General features: G+C 69.5%; 15 protein-coding genes and 1 tRNA gene. 5 read left to right on the forward strand and 11 right to left on the reverse strand.

Going from position 1 to position 17178, the window contains the following annotated elements; all coding sequences use genetic code 11:
- Window positions 1-125: 125 nt before the first annotated feature.
- From ACFXC1_RS18070 to ACFXC1_RS18080, 3 genes are all read right to left on the reverse strand, one after another.
- The gene (locus tag ACFXC1_RS18070) at window positions 126-857 is read right to left on the reverse strand and encodes a nucleotidyltransferase family protein (RefSeq protein WP_381243793.1); all 732 of its coding nucleotides are present in this window, start codon (window positions 855-857) and stop codon (window positions 126-128) included.
- A 96-nt stretch (window positions 858-953) separates the two neighbouring features.
- A complete protein-coding gene (locus tag ACFXC1_RS18075) occupies window positions 954-1409 on the reverse strand; it encodes a hypothetical protein (protein ID WP_026179108.1) in 456 nt (151 codons plus the stop codon).
- Window positions 1410-1629: 220 nt separating this feature from the next.
- Window positions 1630-2766: an ABC transporter ATP-binding protein gene (locus tag ACFXC1_RS18080; RefSeq protein ID WP_381243795.1), complete on the reverse strand. Its 1137-nt coding sequence runs from the start codon at window positions 2764-2766 to the stop codon at window positions 1630-1632.
- 235 nt (window positions 2767-3001) lie between these two features.
- Here ACFXC1_RS18080 and ACFXC1_RS18085 point away from each other — a divergent pair.
- Window positions 3002-3075: transfer RNA gene (locus tag ACFXC1_RS18085), tRNA-Thr, on the forward strand.
- A gap of 116 nt (window positions 3076-3191) precedes the next feature.
- Here the strand turns inward: ACFXC1_RS18085 and ectB are convergent.
- The 8 genes from ectB to ACFXC1_RS18125 all read right to left on the reverse strand — a co-directional run bounded on the left by ectB (window position 3192) and on the right by ACFXC1_RS18125 (window position 13283).
- Window positions 3192-4442: a diaminobutyrate--2-oxoglutarate transaminase gene (gene ectB, locus ACFXC1_RS18090; RefSeq protein WP_381243796.1), complete on the reverse strand. Its 1251-nt coding sequence runs from the start codon at window positions 4440-4442 to the stop codon at window positions 3192-3194.
- Window positions 4439-5731, reverse strand: coding sequence for an MFS transporter (locus tag ACFXC1_RS18095; RefSeq protein WP_381243797.1), 1293 nt, complete (start codon window positions 5729-5731; stop codon window positions 4439-4441). Before ACFXC1_RS18095 ends, ectB begins: the two co-directional genes overlap by 4 nt.
- Window positions 5732-5734: 3 nt before the next feature.
- A complete protein-coding gene (locus ACFXC1_RS18100; RefSeq protein WP_381243799.1) occupies window positions 5735-6937 on the reverse strand; it encodes an amino acid:polyamine antiporter in 1203 nt (400 codons plus the stop codon).
- The gene (locus ACFXC1_RS18105) at window positions 6934-8235 is read right to left on the reverse strand and encodes a lysine N(6)-hydroxylase/L-ornithine N(5)-oxygenase family protein (protein ID WP_381243800.1); all 1302 of its coding nucleotides are present in this window, start codon (window positions 8233-8235) and stop codon (window positions 6934-6936) included. Before ACFXC1_RS18105 ends, ACFXC1_RS18100 begins: the two co-directional genes overlap by 4 nt.
- A 71-nt stretch (window positions 8236-8306) precedes the next feature.
- Entirely contained in the window at window positions 8307-9419 is a 1113-nt protein-coding gene (locus ACFXC1_RS18110; protein WP_381243802.1) for an NAD(P)/FAD-dependent oxidoreductase, read from the reverse strand.
- On the reverse strand, window positions 9416-11407 hold the full coding sequence (locus tag ACFXC1_RS18115) for a class I tRNA ligase family protein (protein ID WP_381243803.1): 1992 nt from the start codon (window positions 11405-11407) through the stop codon (window positions 9416-9418). Before ACFXC1_RS18115 ends, ACFXC1_RS18110 begins: the two co-directional genes overlap by 4 nt.
- Window positions 11404-12729 carry an ATP-grasp domain-containing protein gene (locus ACFXC1_RS18120; protein ID WP_381243805.1) on the reverse strand — a complete coding sequence of 442 codons (1326 nt, stop codon included), beginning with the start codon at window positions 12727-12729 and terminating at the stop codon, window positions 11404-11406. Before ACFXC1_RS18120 ends, ACFXC1_RS18115 begins: the two co-directional genes overlap by 4 nt.
- On the reverse strand, window positions 12726-13283 hold the full coding sequence (locus ACFXC1_RS18125) for a DUF3291 domain-containing protein (protein WP_381243807.1): 558 nt from the start codon (window positions 13281-13283) through the stop codon (window positions 12726-12728). Before ACFXC1_RS18125 ends, ACFXC1_RS18120 begins: the two co-directional genes overlap by 4 nt.
- An 883-nt stretch (window positions 13284-14166) precedes the next feature.
- Here ACFXC1_RS18125 and ACFXC1_RS18130 point away from each other — a divergent pair.
- The 4 genes from ACFXC1_RS18130 to ACFXC1_RS18145 all read left to right on the forward strand — a co-directional run bounded on the left by ACFXC1_RS18130 (window position 14167) and on the right by ACFXC1_RS18145 (window position 17035).
- Window positions 14167-14370: a cold-shock protein gene (locus ACFXC1_RS18130; RefSeq protein WP_023586116.1), complete on the forward strand. Its 204-nt coding sequence runs from the start codon at window positions 14167-14169 to the stop codon at window positions 14368-14370.
- 358 nt (window positions 14371-14728) lie between these two features.
- Window positions 14729-16222, forward strand: a complete 1494-nt coding sequence (locus ACFXC1_RS18135) for a DEAD/DEAH box helicase (RefSeq protein WP_381243809.1) — start codon at window positions 14729-14731, stop codon at window positions 16220-16222.
- Between the two features lie 46 nt (window positions 16223-16268).
- Window positions 16269-16676 (forward strand): CBS domain-containing protein, encoded by a 408-nt coding sequence (locus tag ACFXC1_RS18140; protein WP_381243811.1) that lies wholly within the window; start codon window positions 16269-16271, stop codon window positions 16674-16676.
- A 50-nt stretch (window positions 16677-16726) separates the two neighbouring features.
- Complete coding sequence (locus ACFXC1_RS18145) at window positions 16727-17035, forward strand: SCO5918 family protein (protein ID WP_381243813.1); 309 nt, start codon at window positions 16727-16729, stop codon at window positions 17033-17035.
- Window positions 17036-17178: the final 143 nt, after the last annotated feature.

Genomic DNA, 17178 nt, shown 5'->3' on the forward strand with positions numbered 1-17178 from the left:
GGGTGGGGGGGGCGCGGGGTGGGGTGGGGGGGCGGTGGGGGGTATACTTCGCCCCCCCACCCCGCCCCGTATTCCCGCGCGGCCCCCCCCCCCCCGCGGGCGCCCCCCCCCTCCTCAGTTCCGTCTCAACGACCCAGCGCAGCAAGCTCCTTGGCGGCTTCCCTGAGGTCCTTCGCAGTGTCGATGGCCCGCCAGTACGCCCCCTGCGGAATCGGGAACCCGGCCAGCCGCAACTCACGCGCGAGGTGCGGGAACGTCGTCCGCTCGTGATCCCCCCGCTCCGGCAACAACCCCGCGAACTCGGGCGAGAAGACGTACACCCCCGCGTTGATCGCGTACTGCGTCGGCGGCGACTCGATGAAGTCCGTGACGCGCCCGAAGTCGTCCGTCTGCACGGCCCCCCAGGGGATCCGCGGCCGGGCCAGCGCGATCGTGGCGACGGCGTCGCGCTCGGTGTGGAAGTCCGCCATGTCGCGCAGCGAGAAGCGGGTCCAGATGTCGCCGTTGGTGGCGTACCAGGGGCTGTCGGGCCGGGGCAGATGGGCGGCGGCGTACTTGAGGCCGCCGCCGCGGCCCAGCGGCTCCGTCTCGACGACCGTGGTCACATCGACGGGGAGATCGGCTGTTTTCAGCCACTCCTGCAGCACCTCGGCGAGGTGCCCGCAGCTGACGACGACGTCGGTCACGCCCTCTTCGGCGAGCCAGACGAGCTGATGGCCGATGATCGGCGTCCCCGTGCCGGGGATCTCGACCATCGGCTTGGGCCGGTCGTCGGTGTAGGGGCGCAGCCGGGAGCCCTGGCCACCGGCCAGGATCACGGCTTGGGTGGGGCGCGACGCGGCGTTCGGATCGGTCATGACCCGAACTGTACGTGGCGGCCCCACCGCGTTTTTCGGCTGCAACCGTTCCTTAATCAGCCGTTACCGACCTCCTACTCCGGGCGCCGGCTCCGGTCAGCTGTGCGCGGCCATGACCCCGGAGGCGAACGCGGTGTCGCACACGGGGCGGGCGTAGGACTGGGCGCGTGCCGCGCCGTAGATGCGGACCGCTGCGCGGCCCAGTGCGCGGGCGATGGAGGTGCAGTGCGTGGCGAGCGACGGGTGGCCGTTCACCGCCTCCTGGAGGTGGGTCAGGACGACGCCCGGGTTCTTGTCCTGGAGCTCGGTCATGAGCTGGTCGCGCAGGACGTCCTGCGGGGCCCGCGCGGCGGCCCGCGAGGAGGCTCCGGCCGCCGTGACGTCCGTAGCGGTGAGCATCGAACTGGAGGGGCTGCCCGACCAGTTGACCCGGGTGACCGCGAGGGTCCCGGAGAGCACCATCATGACGGGCAGGACGAGGGCGAGGGTGCGGCCGACCCGGCGGGCGGGGCCCCGGCCGCGTCGCGGCTGTTGGTTATTGGAGTGCTTCACGCGTGTGAGGGTAGCGCCCGGTAATGATTTGGCGACATTTAGTCACCAATTCGGGGGATGGATTGGTGCCTCGAATTGGGTAGGGCGTTGACGAACACTGCTCGAAATGACGGGTCTGCCGGGGTATTTGTCATATCGGTCGGCCGACGTGAACCGGAGCGGACCGGAAACGGGAAAGGGCCCCGCGGATGACCGCGAGGCCCTTGTCATGACCGTGTGATCAGTCGGTGAGGCGCTCGCCCGTGGAGGTCGAGAAGACGTGCAGCTCGCCCGGACGCGGCACCACGTGCAGCGTCGAGCCCTTCTCCGGCACCGAGCGGCCGCTGACCCGGACGACCAGGTCCTTCAGGTCGTCGCCGACCTTGGCGCTGCCGTAGACGAAGCCGTCGGCGCCCAGCTCCTCCACGACGTTCACGGAGACCGCGAGACCGGCCGGGGCGTCCTCGGAGTCCTTGGTGAGGGACTTCGCGGCCTCGCCGTTGTGCTCCTCGATGTCGAAGTGCTCGGGGCGCACGCCGACGGTGACCGTACGGTCACCCTTGTCGGTGGCGGCCTTGAGCGCCTCGCGGTTGACGGGGACGACCGAGTTGCCGAACTTCACACCGCCGTCGGTGATCGGGACCTCGACCAGGTTCATGGCCGGGGAACCGATGAAGCCGGCGACGAAGAGGTTCGCGGGGCGGTCGTACATGTTGCGGGGGCTGTCGACCTGCTGGAGCAGACCGTCCTTGAGCACGGCCACCCGGTCGCCCATCGTCATGGCCTCGACCTGGTCGTGGGTGACGTAGACGGTGGTGATGCCGAGACGGCGCTGCAGCGAGGCGATCTGCGTACGGGTCGAGACACGGAGCTTGGCGTCGAGGTTCGACAGCGGCTCGTCCATGAGGAAGACCTGGGGCTCGCGGACGATCGCGCGGCCCATCGCGACACGCTGGCGCTGACCGCCGGAGAGCGCCTTCGGCTTGCGGCCGAGGTACTCGGTGAGGTCGAGGATCTTCGCCGCGTCCTCGACCTTCTGGCGGATCTCGGCCTTGTTGACGCCGGCGATCTTGAGCGCGAAGCCCATGTTGTCGGCGACGGTCATGTGCGGGTACAGCGCGTAGTTCTGGAACACCATGGCGATGTCCCGGTCCTTCGGCGGCAGGTGCGTGACGTCGCGGTCACCGATGCGGATGGCGCCGGCGTTGACGTCCTCGAGCCCCGCGAGCATGCGGAGCGAGGTGGACTTGCCACAGCCGGACGGACCGACGAGGACGAGGAACTCGCCGTCCCCGACCTCGATCTCCAGACCATCGACGGCGGGCTTCTCGGTGCCCGGGTAGATCCGGGTCGCCTTGTCGAACGAAACAGTGGCCATGGTGAAGGCCCCCTTCTACCGGCAGGAACGTGCCGGACGATCCGTTGTAGGAAGGTGGTGGTGTAGTCCACACGAGTGAACTGGGTACGGACGGTACCTGGCGTTTGCCCGGTCTGTCAGTACCCGAGAGCATGTGAACTTCGCGGAAATTTTCGACAGGGCGGGTCGGGGACCTGGGTACACTGCACCAGGCACGTGATCGCGCACGCCTCGCACCCGTCTCGCGCACGCGCAGGCCTCCTTAGCTCAGTTGGCCAGAGCAACGCACTTGTAATGCGTAGGTCGTCGGTTCGAATCCGACAGGGGGCTCCTTCGAAGGCCAGGTCACATCGTCCGTGACCTGGCCTTTTGTGTGGAACGTTGAGATGGGCGCTGGACAGGGCTTCGGTGGGGTCTCCGGCGTGTCCTGGACCGGGTCCACGCGGTCAGGTGCGCAGCGATGTCGTGATGGACGCGGTGAGGATTGCCAGGCCTTCGGCGAGTTCGTCCTCGGTGGTCGTGAGTGGGGGCAGCAGCTTGACCACTTGGTCCGCGGAGCCCGAGGTCTCCACCAAAAGCCCCCGGGCGAAGGCGTGCGCGCTCACTCGCGGAGCCATGGCCGGATCCTTGAACTCCAGCCCCCAGACCAGTCCGCGACCGCGACAACCAGTGATCTGCCCTGCGTATCTGTCGGCCAGCGTGCGCAGCTGTCCCTCCACCAGAGTCGCCCTGTCGGCGGTCTGCTTCTCCAGGATGCCGTCCTGCCAGAACTCCTCCAGTGCCGCCGTGGCGGTGACGAACGCGGGGTTGCTGCCGCGGAAGGTGCCGTTGTGCTCACCAGGAGTCCAGACGTCCAGCTCCGGCCGGAACAGTGTCAGGGCCATCGGCAGTCCATATGCGCTGATCGACTTCGACAGGCACACGATGTCGGGTACGACACCGGTTGCCTCGAAGCTGAAGAACGGCCCGGTACGGCCGCAACCCATCTGCACATCGTCCACGATCAGAAGGATCCCTCTGCTCCGGCACAGTCCGGCAAGATCGGTGAGCCACTGTGTCCGGGCCACGTTGACGCCGCCCTCCCCTTGCACCGTCTCCACGATCACCGCGGCGGGCAGGTCGACGCCGCTGCTGCTGTCGTCCAGCATCCTTTCCAGCAGCAGCAGTCCTGATCCGCCGACGTCACCGAACCCGTCGTAGGGAACGCGATACGTGTGGCCGAGCGTGACGCCGGCCCCGGCACGCTTGGACGCGTTGCCGGTGACCGCCAGGGAACCCAGGGACATGCCGTGAAAGGCACCGGTGAACGCGACCACCGTGGATCGTCCGGTCACCTTGCGGGCGAGTTTCAGTGCGGCTTCGACGCTGTTGGTACCCGTCGGCCCACAGAACTGAACCCGGTAGTCCAGATTGCGCGGGGCGAGTATCCGCCGCCCGAACGCTGCCAGGAAGCCGGCCCTCGCCGTGGTGGCCATGTCCAGGCTGTGGATCACACCGTCCTGATCCAGATACGACATCAGCGCCTGTTTGAGGACGGGGTGGTTGTGGCCGTAGTTCAGGGCTCCGGCACCGGCGAAGAAGTCCAGGTACGAGCGGCCCGCGTCGTCGTGGAGACGGCTGCCGAGGCCATGAGTGAACGTGGTCGGCCAACTGCGACAGTAAGTGCGGACCTCGGACTCCACGGCGGCGTTCGTCATGTTTCCTCCTCAATAGGGCATGTGAGTACGATCGGCGGGCCGGACGGGGTACCGGCAGGAGGTATGGCGACGGGCGGTGCGGTGACGCCACGCGGGATCAGGTGGTACAGGCCGGGCGCCGTGACCAGCAGGGCGCCGGCGCACAGCATCCAGGGCAGCGTGGGGCCGTAGCCGTACAGGTAGACGCCGACGGCGGGGCCGACGGACATTCCCGCCGACTGGCAGAGGCTGAGCAGTGACTGGTATTTCGGGCCCTCGCCAGGGGGAGCGGACTCACTTGCGTAGGCGGCGGCCACCGGCTCCAGCAGCATCTCGCCCGCGGTCCACACGAGGACACCGGTCACCAGGACGGCCAGGCTGAGGCCCAGGGCGTTCAGTGCGTATCCACCGCAGACACACGCCGCCCCGGCCGCGATGGCTGTGCGGCGTGGCCAGCGACCCGAGTACCGGGTCGTGGGCACCTCGGACACGACGACGACGATCGCGTTCATGGCGAGCAGCCACCCGTAGACATGGGGGTCCTGGCCGGAGTCGTGGATGCCGAGGGCAAAGGCACCTGTCTGCTGGGCGTAGACCAGGGAGACCAGACCGAACAGCAGGCATGAGGCGGTGTACCGGCGGCTGATGCGTCGACGTGGGGCGGACCGGCCGCTCTCCGTCTGCTGCTTACGGGTCTTCTGCTCACGGCCGTGGGTTCGATCCGGCCGGGGCCCGTGGGCGGTCGTCGGCGGAAGGGCGAGCAGCAGCAGGGTCGCCGATGTCGCGGCGATCCCGTTCCCGATGAGGAGCGCGCTCATCGACCATTCCATCAGGAACGATCCGATCAGTGGACCCGCTGTCGCCCCGAGGTTCAACCCGAGGCGGTAGACGGCGAACATTCTGACCTTGCGTTCCGGCGCCGCCTCGATACCGACGATGGTCTGCGCCAGGGGCCCGTAGGCCTGCACCCCGGCGACGAGCAGCGCCGAGACCACGACGGTGGCCGGAAGGCCACGGACGATCGCGGCGGCGTACGCGCAGCACGCGGTGAGGGAGCTGACCAGCAGCAGGGCCCCGCGCAGCCCGAGTCGCCCGGCCAGCCAGCCGGAGAGTCCCGCGCCTGCCATCCCGGCGAGCGCGCAGGTCACCAGGGCAATAGTGATCTCGCGGGGCGAATACCCGCGGTCCGCCATGATGATCGTGAGGAAGAGGGCGAAGAAGCCGCCGAGCCGGTTGATGAACACTCCCAGCGAGACGATGGCGATGGGCCTGGTGACACCGGCGAAGTAGCTTCGGGCCAGATTGGTCATCGGTCATCCCGGGAGCAGGGAGCGCGTGGTCTGGACGGCTGTCGCGGCGAGCGCCAGGAGCACCACGACAGCCCCGCAGCGCAACAGCGGGCCGCCCCTGCGCAGCGCGGCCACCGCCCCGGCCGCGTAACCGGTCACCGCGGCCACCGCCGGTCCCAGAAGCAGCAGCGGCACGGAGCCGTCCCGGGCACCGATCACGGCGAAGGCGCAGCACAGGGCTCCGACGGCCGCCACCAGCGGCCGACGGGGACCCGCCGCGTCGGGCCGCAACTCGGCGGCGATCCGCGCGGCGGTGCGGATGTTGGTGAGGCAGTAGGACGTGAGGACCACCAGCACCGCGCCGGCCAGCGTCCATCGCACCCACGCGGCCGGCGGCTCAGGGACACCGGCACCGTCGGCGACGCTCCGTACTGCTGCGAGCCCCAGGTAGACGGCCGCCACGACAGCGACACCCAGACCGACGCCGGCGGCCGTACGGCTCGCTGTGGTCGGTGCGCCGGGAACGACGGAGGTGACCGCTTCCCACCCCACTCCGGCGAAGAACAGCGCTGCCACCGCGAGCCAGAAGGCCGCGCCGGGCTGGAGCGAGGACGGGACGAGCGGCGTGTGTGCGTCCGGGCCAGGGGCGTCGGGCCATGCGCAGGCCGCGCATCCCAGCGCCACCGCGCCGGCCGCCCAGGGCCGGGCGCGGAGCACGGCGGCCGGCAGCCGCAGCGGACTGAGTGCGAGCGCCAGCGCTGTGGAGAGGACGCCGAGTGCGATCAACAGGCCGGTCTGCCCGGGCGGTTGGACGGTCCCCTTGGCGGCGGCCTGTACGCAGGTGGCCGCGAACCACGCGATGGCCCCTTGCCCCGCCGTGAACGCGGCCGCGAACACGGCGTTGACGAGCCCGGCCGCCCGCGGTCCCAGAGTCGCCCCGGCGGTGGCCGCCAGAGACAGGGAGCGGGTGGTGCCGTGGACCAGCAACGCGAGGAGCAGGCTGACCGTGCCGCCCAGGAGGATGTGGACGGTCCAGGCACGCAGGCTGCCGTCGCCTGTCAGGTCTGCGACGACGGCGGGCATGATGACCATGCCGGCGCCGAGCACCTCCCTGGCGACACCGCCGGCGATGGCCGTCCCGGCCCGGTCCGGCCGGAGCTGCGGATCCCGCGCCGGCGGCGTGCGGGCGCCGGTGTCCGCCGGGTGTTCGATGCGCTCGCGGCTCATCGCTGCAGGCGCTTTCGCAAGCCGTCGGCGATGGCCTTCGCCCGCAGGGAGAGCAGGCTGAACGACCCCGAGTCGCCGATGCCGTGCGAGGACTCGCACAGACCGTTGAGGAAGAGCAGGGGGGTGTCCACCGCTCCTGGCCGTGCCTCGTAGTCGTGGGTCACCATGAGGTGGCCGTGGTCGTCGAAGGCGAAGCGGTCCGCGATGTCCCGCATGAGGTGCGGGACCCGTTCCTGGTGCGCCGCCGGGCCCAGATCCCGGAACCCGGTGGCCAGCACGACGACGTCGACGCGGACCTGTTCGACGGCTCCGGTGTTCAGTTCCTCGATGCGCAGCCGGATACCGGTCTCGTCGGCCTCGGCCTGCCGGACCTGGCGACTGCCGTGTACGAACACCCGCTGGTCGTGGTCGAGACGCTGTTCGTACATCAGGGTGTACAGCTCGCGCAGCACGTCGCCGTCGGCCGACGAGTAGTTCGTCGGGCGCATGTAGGAGTCGAGCACGTCCTTCCGCTCGCGCGGAGCCCGGTAGTAGTAGTCGGTGAAACCCGGGAAGTAACCCCGCTCGCTGAACGGGCTGGTGTCCTTCTGGCGCAGGTTGAACTGACGTACGTAGGTGGTCACGCGCGCGTCGGGGAAGCGCCGGGTGAGATCCAGGGTCAGCTCGACGGCGCTCTGGCTCCCGCCGATGACGGCGATGTCCTGCGGTGTCCAGCCGGCACCGTTGCTCTCCTGCTCCTGCAGGCTTCGCAGCGCGGGCAGGTAGCGGCTCAGGTGGAACACGCGTGGCGAGCCGAGTGCGTCGAACGGCTCGGGTATGTACGGGGTGCGGCCGGTGCCGACGACCAGGCAGCGCGCCCGGTGGCGCCGGCCGGAGGAGGTGGTGACGGTGTAGCAGGGGCTGCCGTCGTCGTCCTTCTCCACGGCGATCCCGGTGACCGGTGTGCCGTAACCGACGAGGTCGGCGAAGTGGCCGGCCGCCCAGGAGACGTACTGCGCGTACTCCTTGCGCAGCGGGAACTCCGTGGGGAGGTTGAGGTGTTCGACCAACCGGTCGTTCTCGAAGAGGTAGTTGACGAAGCTGTAGCGGCTGCGTGGGTTGCGCAGCGACACCAGGTCGCGCAGGGGATGGTTCTGGATGTCGGACCCCGGCAGCATCATGGCGCTCTGCCAGGACGGGCCCGTCCTGGCCTCCAGGAAGCGGATGTCCAGGTCGCTGCCTTCTTCCCGCAACGCGATCGCCAGCGCCAGGTTGGCCGGGCCGAACCCTATGCCCAGGACGTCATGGGTGTGGTTCACATCTCTCCCTTGTACGGAAGCGGGCACGAGTACTCGACGGAGCACCGAGCGGGACCGGATCGGCCCGCGCATCAGGCGTCGTGGGTGAAAGCACGGGTCAAGAGGGCGTTCGCGATACGACGGCCCGCCTCCGGAGCGGTCTTGACTCCACCGCCGTTCCAGCCCCGTACCGACCACACATGGGGCAGCCGGGTGCGGGCGAGGATCGCGGAGTGCTCGCCGTAACCGTCGGCGGCCCGGACGACGCTGACCTGCTCGGCGGCAGCGGCCCAGGGCAGGTGGATTCCGACAGCCTGCGCGGTGGCCCTGGCATGGGCGGGGTCCGAGGCGCTGTCGAAAGGACTGTCCCAGACGAGGTGCGGCATGCCGATGAGCGAGTGGTTCGCGTCCACGGGCCTGGCGTAGACGCCGGTGCGCAGGTCGATGAAGGTCGCGTGCGCCGGGGCGGGCGGCTCGCGCCGTACGATGCTGATCTGGATCGACCGGGAGCGGACCGGTGAACTCGGCCGCAGGCCCTGTGGCGGCCGGGCCGTCCACAGCCCGGTGGCCGCGACGACGGCCCCCGCGCGGATCTCTCCGGCAGATGTCCGCACGACAGGGCGGCCACCGCGGTCCTCGACACCCAGCACCCGGGTCCCGTAGTGCAGCGAGGCGCCGTTCGTCACCGCCTGGCCGAGCCAGTCCCGGGTGACCTCCACCGGCGGCACCCATCCCGCATCGGGCTCGACGAGTGCCGCGCCGTCGTCGAGGCGGACGCCCATGATCTCGTCGCGGCCGGTCACCACATACGCGGAGGTGTCCGGCGCGCGGTTGATCCGGTCGGCGGCCCCGCGCAGGGCCGGCTCGTCGGCCGGATCGGTCACAGTGATCGCGCCGACCGCGCGCAGGGGAGCTCGCCCCGACGCCCAGCGGGCGGGATCGCGGTAGACGGCCAGGCTGGGCCGGGCCAGTTCACCGATGGCGGGGTCGGGATCGTAGCCGCGCACCATGCCGCCGGAACGCCCGGTCGCTCCGGCTCCCGGCCCCGGCGCCTGCTCCACCACGGTGACCGGGATTCCGCGCAGGGCCAGGTGGTGGCCTATGGAGGCGCCGGTGATCCCTGCGCCCACCACCACGACGCCCGTGCTCCGGGGCAACTCCCCCGTAGGGCATGCCGTCGGCGCGTCCGGCGTCGGACCAGTCATGGCCGTTCGCCCGACGCGGACTTCTCCCGGTCACCGGCACGGCGCCCGAACTCGGGGGTCGCGCACTCGGTGCCGGCTCGCAGGAAGGACCACTGCGCCTCGCGCCGGGGTTGTCCGGGCAGTCCGAGCCAGTCCCAGACCCGCTGGGCCAGATCGGGCATCACCGGCCATGCCAGGCCCGCGAACGCCTTCGCGGCCAGGTACTCCAGAGCGATGCCTGTCCGGGCCTCCTCGGCCATCGACAGAACCTGGCGCAGCGCTTCCTCGCCGGCCCGGAACTCGGCGACCCGCCCGATGAAGGAATCGAGCAGGCGGACGTAACCGCGGGCACTGAACGACTCCGGAACCAGCAGGCCGTCCAGTTGCTGGGTGAGGGAGTTGAGACAGCGGTAGAACTCGCGGTGGGAGGCGGTCCAGGCGCCGGTCCCGGGGACGCCGCCGCCGGACTTCTCCAGCAGGCCGGCGAATCCGGCAAGCCAGTCGTGGGCTTGGCGGTAGAGCGGATCGTCCCCGAACCTGTCCGCGTCCTCCATCGATATCCCGGTCCCCCGACCCTCGGGAGCGTTGCGCAGCAGGGCCAGGCGTACGGCGTCGGGACCGGCGGCCGCCAGGGCGTCGTCCGCCCACACCGCGTGGCCGCGGCTGGTCGAGAACTTCTCGCCGCCGAGGTGCAGGAACCTGTTGGTGACGAAGCCTGACGGCAGATGGTCGGCCACGCCACCGGCGAAGGCCAGCACGGGCATGAGCACGGCGTAGTAGAAGCTGTTGTCGAAGCCGAGGAAGAAGGTGGCTTCGGCGGGGCCGACCGTTTCGGTCTCCGCCAGGGACGCGTCGAGGAAGGTCAGGGTCAGTTCCACCCATGCGTCGATGGCCTGTCCGGTGCCGTCGCCCCAGGCGATGCCCCAGTCGGTGGTGCGGGTGAGCCGGTACCGGGGGAGCCCCTCAGGGGCGTCCAGAAGGGTTTCGACCAGGCTCCGCAGGTCGGGACCGGCGTGGATGCGTGCCATGTAGGCGCGGAGTTCGTCCGCGTACGCCTGCATGTCCAGCCACAGGGCGCGCTCGGACCGTGTGGTCGCCGGGGTGCCGCAGAGCCGGCAGGTCAGGTCGGCCAGCTCGCGTGCCTCGTTGGGCCGGCCGCACGCCTCGCAGATCTCCCCGTCGCAGGTGGCCGCGCAGTGCGGGCACCGCCCACGGGCGAACGCCTGATGCAGGGACACATCGCAGCCGGAGCAGTAGGCGGTTTCGTGTGCCTCCTCGCGCACGGCGGGGGAGGCGATCACCCGGGAGAACAACTGCCCGATGCGTTCCGCGTGTTCCCGGGTGGCGATCGGCCTGGTGAGCCGGTCGCATCCGACCTCGGCCGCCTGCCACGTCGCGACGATGGAGTCGCCCTCGGTCGTGGCCACTTCGGCCGGGGTGGTGGAGCCGATCCGCGCGGCCACGTCGACGTACGACTGGTGGTCGTCGGTGCCGGTGACGTGGCGGGCGTCCCGGCCCATGCTGCGCAGCCCGCGTACCAGCATGTCGGCGCGGATGTACGGGCCGGCCAGATGGCCCAGATGGAGCCCGCCGTTGGGGGTGGGCGGAGTGCAGGCGACCAGGGCGCGCTCCGGGAGGAGGCTGCGGGGAGGGATCCGGTCCAGGGCCTCGACGGCGGAGGGGATGTCGTCCCAGTAGACGGAGACGATGTCGAACGGCTCGTCGGACTCGTTGCGGATCTCGTGGAACGTGAACGGGGAGAGGTAGACGACCTCTCCGGGACCGAGTTCGCGTTCCTCCTCGCCCAGGACGACGAGGGCCCGGCCCGACAGAGCGATGAACATCTCGCCGTCGTGGTGCGCGTGGCGCTTGGAGACACTGCGAGCGGGAACGCTGCCGAAGACGGATCCGAAGGGCAGTCCCTTGATGTCGGCTTCGGACAGCATGGGCTGCAGGTGCATTTCGTAGGACCAGTTCATGGCAGCCCTGTTGAAGGCGCGCGTGATCACGTGATTACCCCCGTCGGCGTGATGGGAAGGGTGGTACCGGGCGTCGACGCGTCCGGTTCGAAGGCCCTGCCGTGCAGGGTCACGGCCCGCTCCAACTCGTCGAGACGGGACGAGCAGTCCGCGCGGTCGGTCCCGGTGGCGATGAGATACGCGAAACGTGACACGTAGTCGGCGGGCGGGCAGCGCAGTTCCGCGCCGGCCGCGACCAGTGGCGCGGCCTCGACCAGGCCGTCGTACTCCCCGGGACGCGGAAGGCCGATGCCGGTGACCGTGCAGTCCTCGGTGGGACAGCAGAACCGGATGCCGACCGTATGCGGCCCTTCGTGGCGCGCCGTCGACCGTGCCGTGCCCTTGGGGGGACAGGCACCCAATGCCACATGGGCCGCGATCCAGCCGAGGTCGACGCCGGCGGCCAGCCAGCCGAGCCGGGGGATCAGGTCCCCGCCCGGGCGGCCGTTGATCTCGATGACGACGGGACCGCGCGCGGTGAACTTGACCTCGGCATGGGTCATTCCGTGGTGGAAACCCAGCGCCTTGTGGGCGCGCTGCAACAGGTCGAGGACCTGGGGATCGGACAGCGCGGGGTCTTCCGCGGTGACGACATGCCCGGTCTCCACGAAGAACGGCTCCGGGCCGATCCTCTTGTGGGCGACGATGTACGGCTCGTACGCGCCGTCCACGACGGAACCGTCGATGCTGATCTCCGGTCCCTCCAGGAATTCCTCGACCATGATGTCCGGATATTCCTCGATGCCCGGGTAGTGGGCGGCCGTGGTGACGGCGAACGCGTCGTCCACCTGCGCCGGACCCTCCACCTTGATGACGCCCGAACTCGCGCCGAGCGCCCGGGGCTTCAGTACGACGGGGAAGCCGTACTTCTCCGTGACAGCGTGCAGTTCCTCCGCCGACCTGACGGAAGTGTGGCGCGGCTGGAGCAGTCCGGCGTCCGTCATGAGGCGGCGGCCGCGCTTCTTGTCCCGGCAGGCGCGCACCGAATCGAGCGCCGCTCCGGGCAGTCCCAGATCGGCCACCACGTGGGCGGCGGGCAGCAGCAAGCCTTCGTCGGGGCACATGACCCCTTTGACGTCATGCCGGGCGGCGACCTCACGGCACGTCGCGACGAGCGCCTCGGTGGTGCGTTCGGGAACAATGCTGCTTCCGGCTGCGTACGGTGCCTGCCAGGTGAGTTCATCGGTCTCCACGAGCCACAACGGGTACGCGCGTGCGGCACCGGCCAGCAGGTGTTCCCGGTAGGGACGGCTGTCGCGGTCCTTCTGACTGCCTATTCCGATGACCAGGAGTACGGAGGTCTCGTCGCTCATCGCGGGTGGCCCTCCCCTGCCCCGCCCGTGACACGCAGTCGCGTCGCCGTTCCTTCGGGGGAGAACGGACTGCGGAAGTTGAACGCGGTGGGCGTGGATCCGTGGTCGTGCAGGTGCTCAAGGGCCCGACAGGCTTCGGACCAGGTCGGGATCGTGTCGTCGGAGACCCACCAGGCGGCGTAGGTGGGCCACTCGGGTCGGAGGAACCACTCCTGGCGCTTGCGAAGGGACCTGTGGTGAAGGCCGTTGTAGGCAAAGGCGGACACGGACTCCAGGTCTCGCCACAGGGAAAGCGTCGAGGCGCGGCTGTCGGTCTCGTTGGTCCGGCCGCCGGTGTAGAAGCGGGGGACGTCGAACTTCCCCCAATCGCCCCAGTCGCGTTCGAAATTCGTGAGGTGGCTTTCGGCCTCGTCCTCTTTCGCGCGGGCGATGAATCCCGGACTCCGCTCCGCCTCTTCGAAAGTGGCTGGCGTCAGGTCATCGAATTCCTGAACCTCTGGGTTTCCGTATGGCTTCTTGAGTATGCCGAAGGTTGTGAACGCGACGCGAGGCATCAGTTTCCCCCGTTTGCATGTGATCTGCAGGCGTGCGTGAAGCTCGCAACGACTCCGCCTCGACGCAGGTCGCCTGGACGATGAGGAGATATTGGTGTGCAGGAAACCAGCTGTCGACGCTTGTTCCGCTCAGCGGCACCAGCTCACCGGCCGCCGGTATACGGATCTCCAGGTCGCAGGTTCCGGAACTTCCATCAAGTCCTGCCAGGAGCAGTCCGCGATCCTCCGCGAGCGGGTGTGCCATGGCGGCTGTCAGCGTGAGCAACGCGTGAGCGGACGGCATGAACCCGTCGGTGCTTGTGATGCGTAGGTCGTCGGTTCGCCAAGTTCGCCCAAGAGCGGGCGGGTGAGAAGCCGCGTCGGATCTACGTGTGAGCTCGGCACTGCCCTGCACCGTCGCGGGCTGATTCGCGGACCGCGACGCGCCGTAAGCGGGCAGGTCGTCGGCCTCGTACTGGCGCAGTTCGGGGATGAGTGGCATCGCGGGGGACGTGACCCCCTTGGATTCGATCTTGCGGACAGCCGCGTACCTCCCCGTGCTCGGGCGATCCTGGTGGCGGCCGGCGACTGCGGCTTCTCCGGAACGCTGCACTGTGAGTGAGTCAATAACTGTGTTTGTGAAGTGAGAGTTTGCCGGACCATGCGGCGAGAGTTTTTGTCGCAATGATCGGAGTGGAATTGGTTGACCGACGAGGGCCGTGGTGGCGTGCTACTGTGATCTCAGTTGCAGTTTTGGTTCCCGAAACTTCAAGTGCTCCCACTCGGCTTCGGCGGAGGAGAGCGCTTTTGTATTTCCGGTCGTTTTCCGGGCGGGGTAATCATTGCGGCGACACGGTGTCCGCACGGTGCGGATTCCGATGTACTGCCCCGAAGGAGATATGACATGGCTGCTGGTACCGTGAAGTGGTTCAACGCGGAAAAGGGCTTCGGCTTCATCGAGCAGGACGGTGGCGGCGCTGACGTGTTCGCCCACTACTCGAACATTGCCGCCCAGGGTTTCCGCGAGCTGCTGGAAGGCCAGAAGGTGACCTTCGACATCGCGCAGGGCCAGAAGGGCCCGACGGCCGAGAACATCGTTCCGGCCTGACGCTGAAGAGCACTCTGTAGCTGGGGCCCGCATCCCTTGGGGTGCGGGCCCCAGCTGCACGCGTTCTCCCGCAACGGTTTCACCTGCGGGACGGCTCGGAGAAATCCCCGGCCTCACCACGTGCGGTTCATCCTTCAGAGATGCGGACGCAACCTGAAGAGCCGCACCGCAGCCGACGCCCGGATGGTGCGTCGCTGCCACTTCTTTTGTTTCAGCACCTGCGCCCGCGTGGATTTCCGTCGGCCAGATCTGCTTTCTTCTGCATTGTGCTTCTGCCGTCGGTCCATACTTGTGGTTCTCCATGCTGCTCAACGCTGCGGGAATTCCTTGATATGTGCCACATCGAGGAAGGTTCCGCATGAACCGCACACGTACGAACGACCGCTTTGCCCGCACCCGTAATGGTAGCGCCGACGCCGGGAAGGGCGGCAGCCGCTACGGCTCGCCGGCACCGCGCCGTTCCGGCGGGCCTGTCCGTTCCGGCGGTTACGGCCGCCGGCCCGCCACGGTGCAGGGTGAGTTCGCGCTCCCTGAGACGATCACCCCCGCGCTGCCCGCCGTTGAAGGTTTCGCCGATCTCGACATGCCCGAGCAACTGCTGGCCGAACTCGGCAGGCAGGGTGTGAGCGCACCGTTCCCGATCCAGGGCGCGACCTTGCCGAACACTCTGGCGGGCCGTGACGTCCTGGGCCGCGGGCGCACCGGTTCCGGCAAGACCCTCGCCTTCGGCCTCGCCCTCCTCGCCCGCACGGCCGGACAGCGTGCCGAGCCCCGCCAGCCGCTGGGACTGATCCTCGTACCGACGCGTGAGCTGGCGCAGCAGGTGACCGACGCGCTCACCCCGTACGCCCGCTCCGTCAGGCTGCGGCTCGCCACCGTGGTGGGCGGGATGTCGATCGGCAGGCAGGCCGGCGCGCTGCGAGGCGGGGCCGAAGTCGTCGTCGCGACGCCGGGTCGGCTCAAGGACCTCATCGACCGTGGCGAGTGCCGTCTGAACCAGGTGGGCATCACGGTGCTGGACGAGGCCGACCAGATGGCCGACATGGGCTTCATGCCGCAGGTCACCGCACTGCTCGACCAGGTGCGCCCGGAGGGGCAGCGGATGCTGTTCTCCGCCACCCTGGACCGTAACGTCGACCTGCTGGTGCGCCGCTATCTCACCGACCCCGTCGTGCATTCGGTCGACCCGTCGGCCGGTGCGGTCACGACGATGGAGCACCACGTCCTGCACGTCCACGGCGCCGACAAGCACGCCGCCACGACCGAGATCGCCGCCCGCGAGGGCCGGGTGATCATGTTCCTGGACACCAAGCACGCCGTCGACCGGCTGACCCAGGACCTTCTCAACAGCGGGGTCCGGGCCGCCGCGCTGCACGGCGGCAAGTCGCAGCCGCAGCGCACCCGCACACTCGCCCAGTTCAAGACGGGGCACGTCAGCGTGCTGGTGGCGACCAATGTGGCGGCGCGAGGCATTCACGTCGACAACCTCGACCTGGTCGTCAACGTCGACCCGCCGACCGACCACAAGGACTACCTCCACCGCGGTGGCCGTACCGCCCGCGCCGGCGAGTCCGGCAGCGTCGTCACCCTCGTGACACCCGGCCAGCGACGCGGCATGGCCCGCCTCATGTCGGACGCCGGCATCCGGCCGCAGATCACCGAGGTCCGCTCCGGCGAGGCCGAACTGAACCGCATCACCGGTGCCCAGGCTCCGTCCGGCATCCCGGTCGTCATCACCGCACCCGTGGCCGAACGCCCCAAGCGCGGCGCCTCCTCCAGGGGCCGGCGCCGCCCCTCCTCGGGAGCCCGGCGCGGGCCCGTACGCCAGTCCGTCGTCGGCGCGGCGGCCTAGAACCTTAGTGATCAGGAAGCTCACCCATCTCTGCAGGAGGCATCTTTTGACGCTGGTTCAGACGCAGCCCCGCCCGGCGAACGCCGGCCCTGCGCACAGGACGCCGGCCGAGGCCGGAGAGGTGGCCGGACCGCAGGTCTGGGACGACATGAGCGTCGAGGTGGCGCTGTCCGTCATGGCCGCCGCCCGTACGGGCCGACTGTTCGTCTGCGACCAGGACGGCCAGTGCATCGGCCTGGTCACCCGGACCGAACTCACCGCCGTGCGTGACGACTCCGCCTACACGGACCGCGTCCGCCTGCGCGACATCCTCGGCGACCACCGGTCGTTCACGTCACCCGTGATGACGATGGCCGAAGCCGAGCACGCGATGCGTTCCCGTCGGCGTCTCGGTGCCCTGCCGGGGGCCGACGGGCAAGGCGGCGCACTCGGCGCCCTCGCCCTCTCCCGCTGATCCGCCTCACCCTCGTCGGACCGTTCTCCCCTTCCCTCTGTGAGGCCCCCATGCGCTGCGTCATCGCCCGTTTCCCCTTCGAGCTCACCAAGAGCGGTGTGCTGGAGTCGATGAAGGGCATCAAGCCCGAGCAGGTGATGGGTGAGTCCGTGATCATCGGCCGCCGTCACTACCCCGTCAAGCAGGTCGGCCAGGTCATCACCCGCCAGGACCGCCGCGACTTCAGCGCCGACGAAGTCCTCCGGGCGATGACCAGGCTCGGCTTCACCTGCCGCGCCCTCCCCAAGGCCGTGCCCGTGGGCATGCCCGGCTCGCTCCGGCAGGCTTCCGGGATGCTCGGTACTCCCGTGTCCGTCTGACCGATGCGACGGCACGCGCCGACACCTGAACAGCAGTGGGGGGGGGGGGGCGGGGGGGGCGGGGGGGCGCCCGCCCGCGCCCCGGCGGGCGCGCGCCCGGGGCGCGCGGCGCGCGCGGCAGGACGAGGGGTAGATTGAAATAA

It is taken from the genome of Streptomyces hokutonensis (assembly GCF_042751305.1).
Lineage (GTDB): Bacteria > Actinomycetota > Actinomycetes > Streptomycetales > Streptomycetaceae > Streptomyces > Streptomyces hokutonensis_A.

What these genes read in the sequence shown, in the direction of transcription:
- ACFXC1_RS18070 (WP_381243793.1), bottom strand. Translation starts at nt 857, where the DNA reads ATGACCGATCCGAACGCCGCGTCGCGCCCCACCCAAGCCGTGATCCTG.
- ACFXC1_RS18080 (WP_381243795.1), bottom strand. Translation starts at nt 2,766, where the DNA reads ATGGCCACTGTTTCGTTCGACAAGGCGACCCGGATCTACCCGGGCACC.
- ectB (WP_381243796.1), bottom strand. Translation starts at nt 4,442, where the DNA reads ATGACGAACGCCGCCGTGGAGTCCGAGGTCCGCACTTACTGTCGCAGT.
- ACFXC1_RS18095 (WP_381243797.1), bottom strand. Translation starts at nt 5,731, where the DNA reads ATGACCAATCTGGCCCGAAGCTACTTCGCCGGTGTCACCAGGCCCATC.
- ACFXC1_RS18100 (WP_381243799.1), bottom strand. Translation starts at nt 6,937, where the DNA reads ATGAGCCGCGAGCGCATCGAACACCCGGCGGACACCGGCGCCCGCACG.
- ACFXC1_RS18110 (WP_381243802.1), bottom strand. Translation starts at nt 9,419, where the DNA reads ATGACTGGTCCGACGCCGGACGCGCCGACGGCATGCCCTACGGGGGAG.
- ACFXC1_RS18120 (WP_381243805.1), bottom strand. Translation starts at nt 12,729, where the DNA reads ATGAGCGACGAGACCTCCGTACTCCTGGTCATCGGAATAGGCAGTCAG.
- ACFXC1_RS18125 (WP_381243807.1), bottom strand. Translation starts at nt 13,283, where the DNA reads ATGCCTCGCGTCGCGTTCACAACCTTCGGCATACTCAAGAAGCCATAC.
- ACFXC1_RS18130 (WP_023586116.1), top strand. Translation starts at nt 14,167, where the DNA reads ATGGCTGCTGGTACCGTGAAGTGGTTCAACGCGGAAAAGGGCTTCGGC.
- ACFXC1_RS18135 (WP_381243809.1), top strand. Translation starts at nt 14,729, where the DNA reads ATGAACCGCACACGTACGAACGACCGCTTTGCCCGCACCCGTAATGGT.
- ACFXC1_RS18145 (WP_381243813.1), top strand. Translation starts at nt 16,727, where the DNA reads ATGCGCTGCGTCATCGCCCGTTTCCCCTTCGAGCTCACCAAGAGCGGT.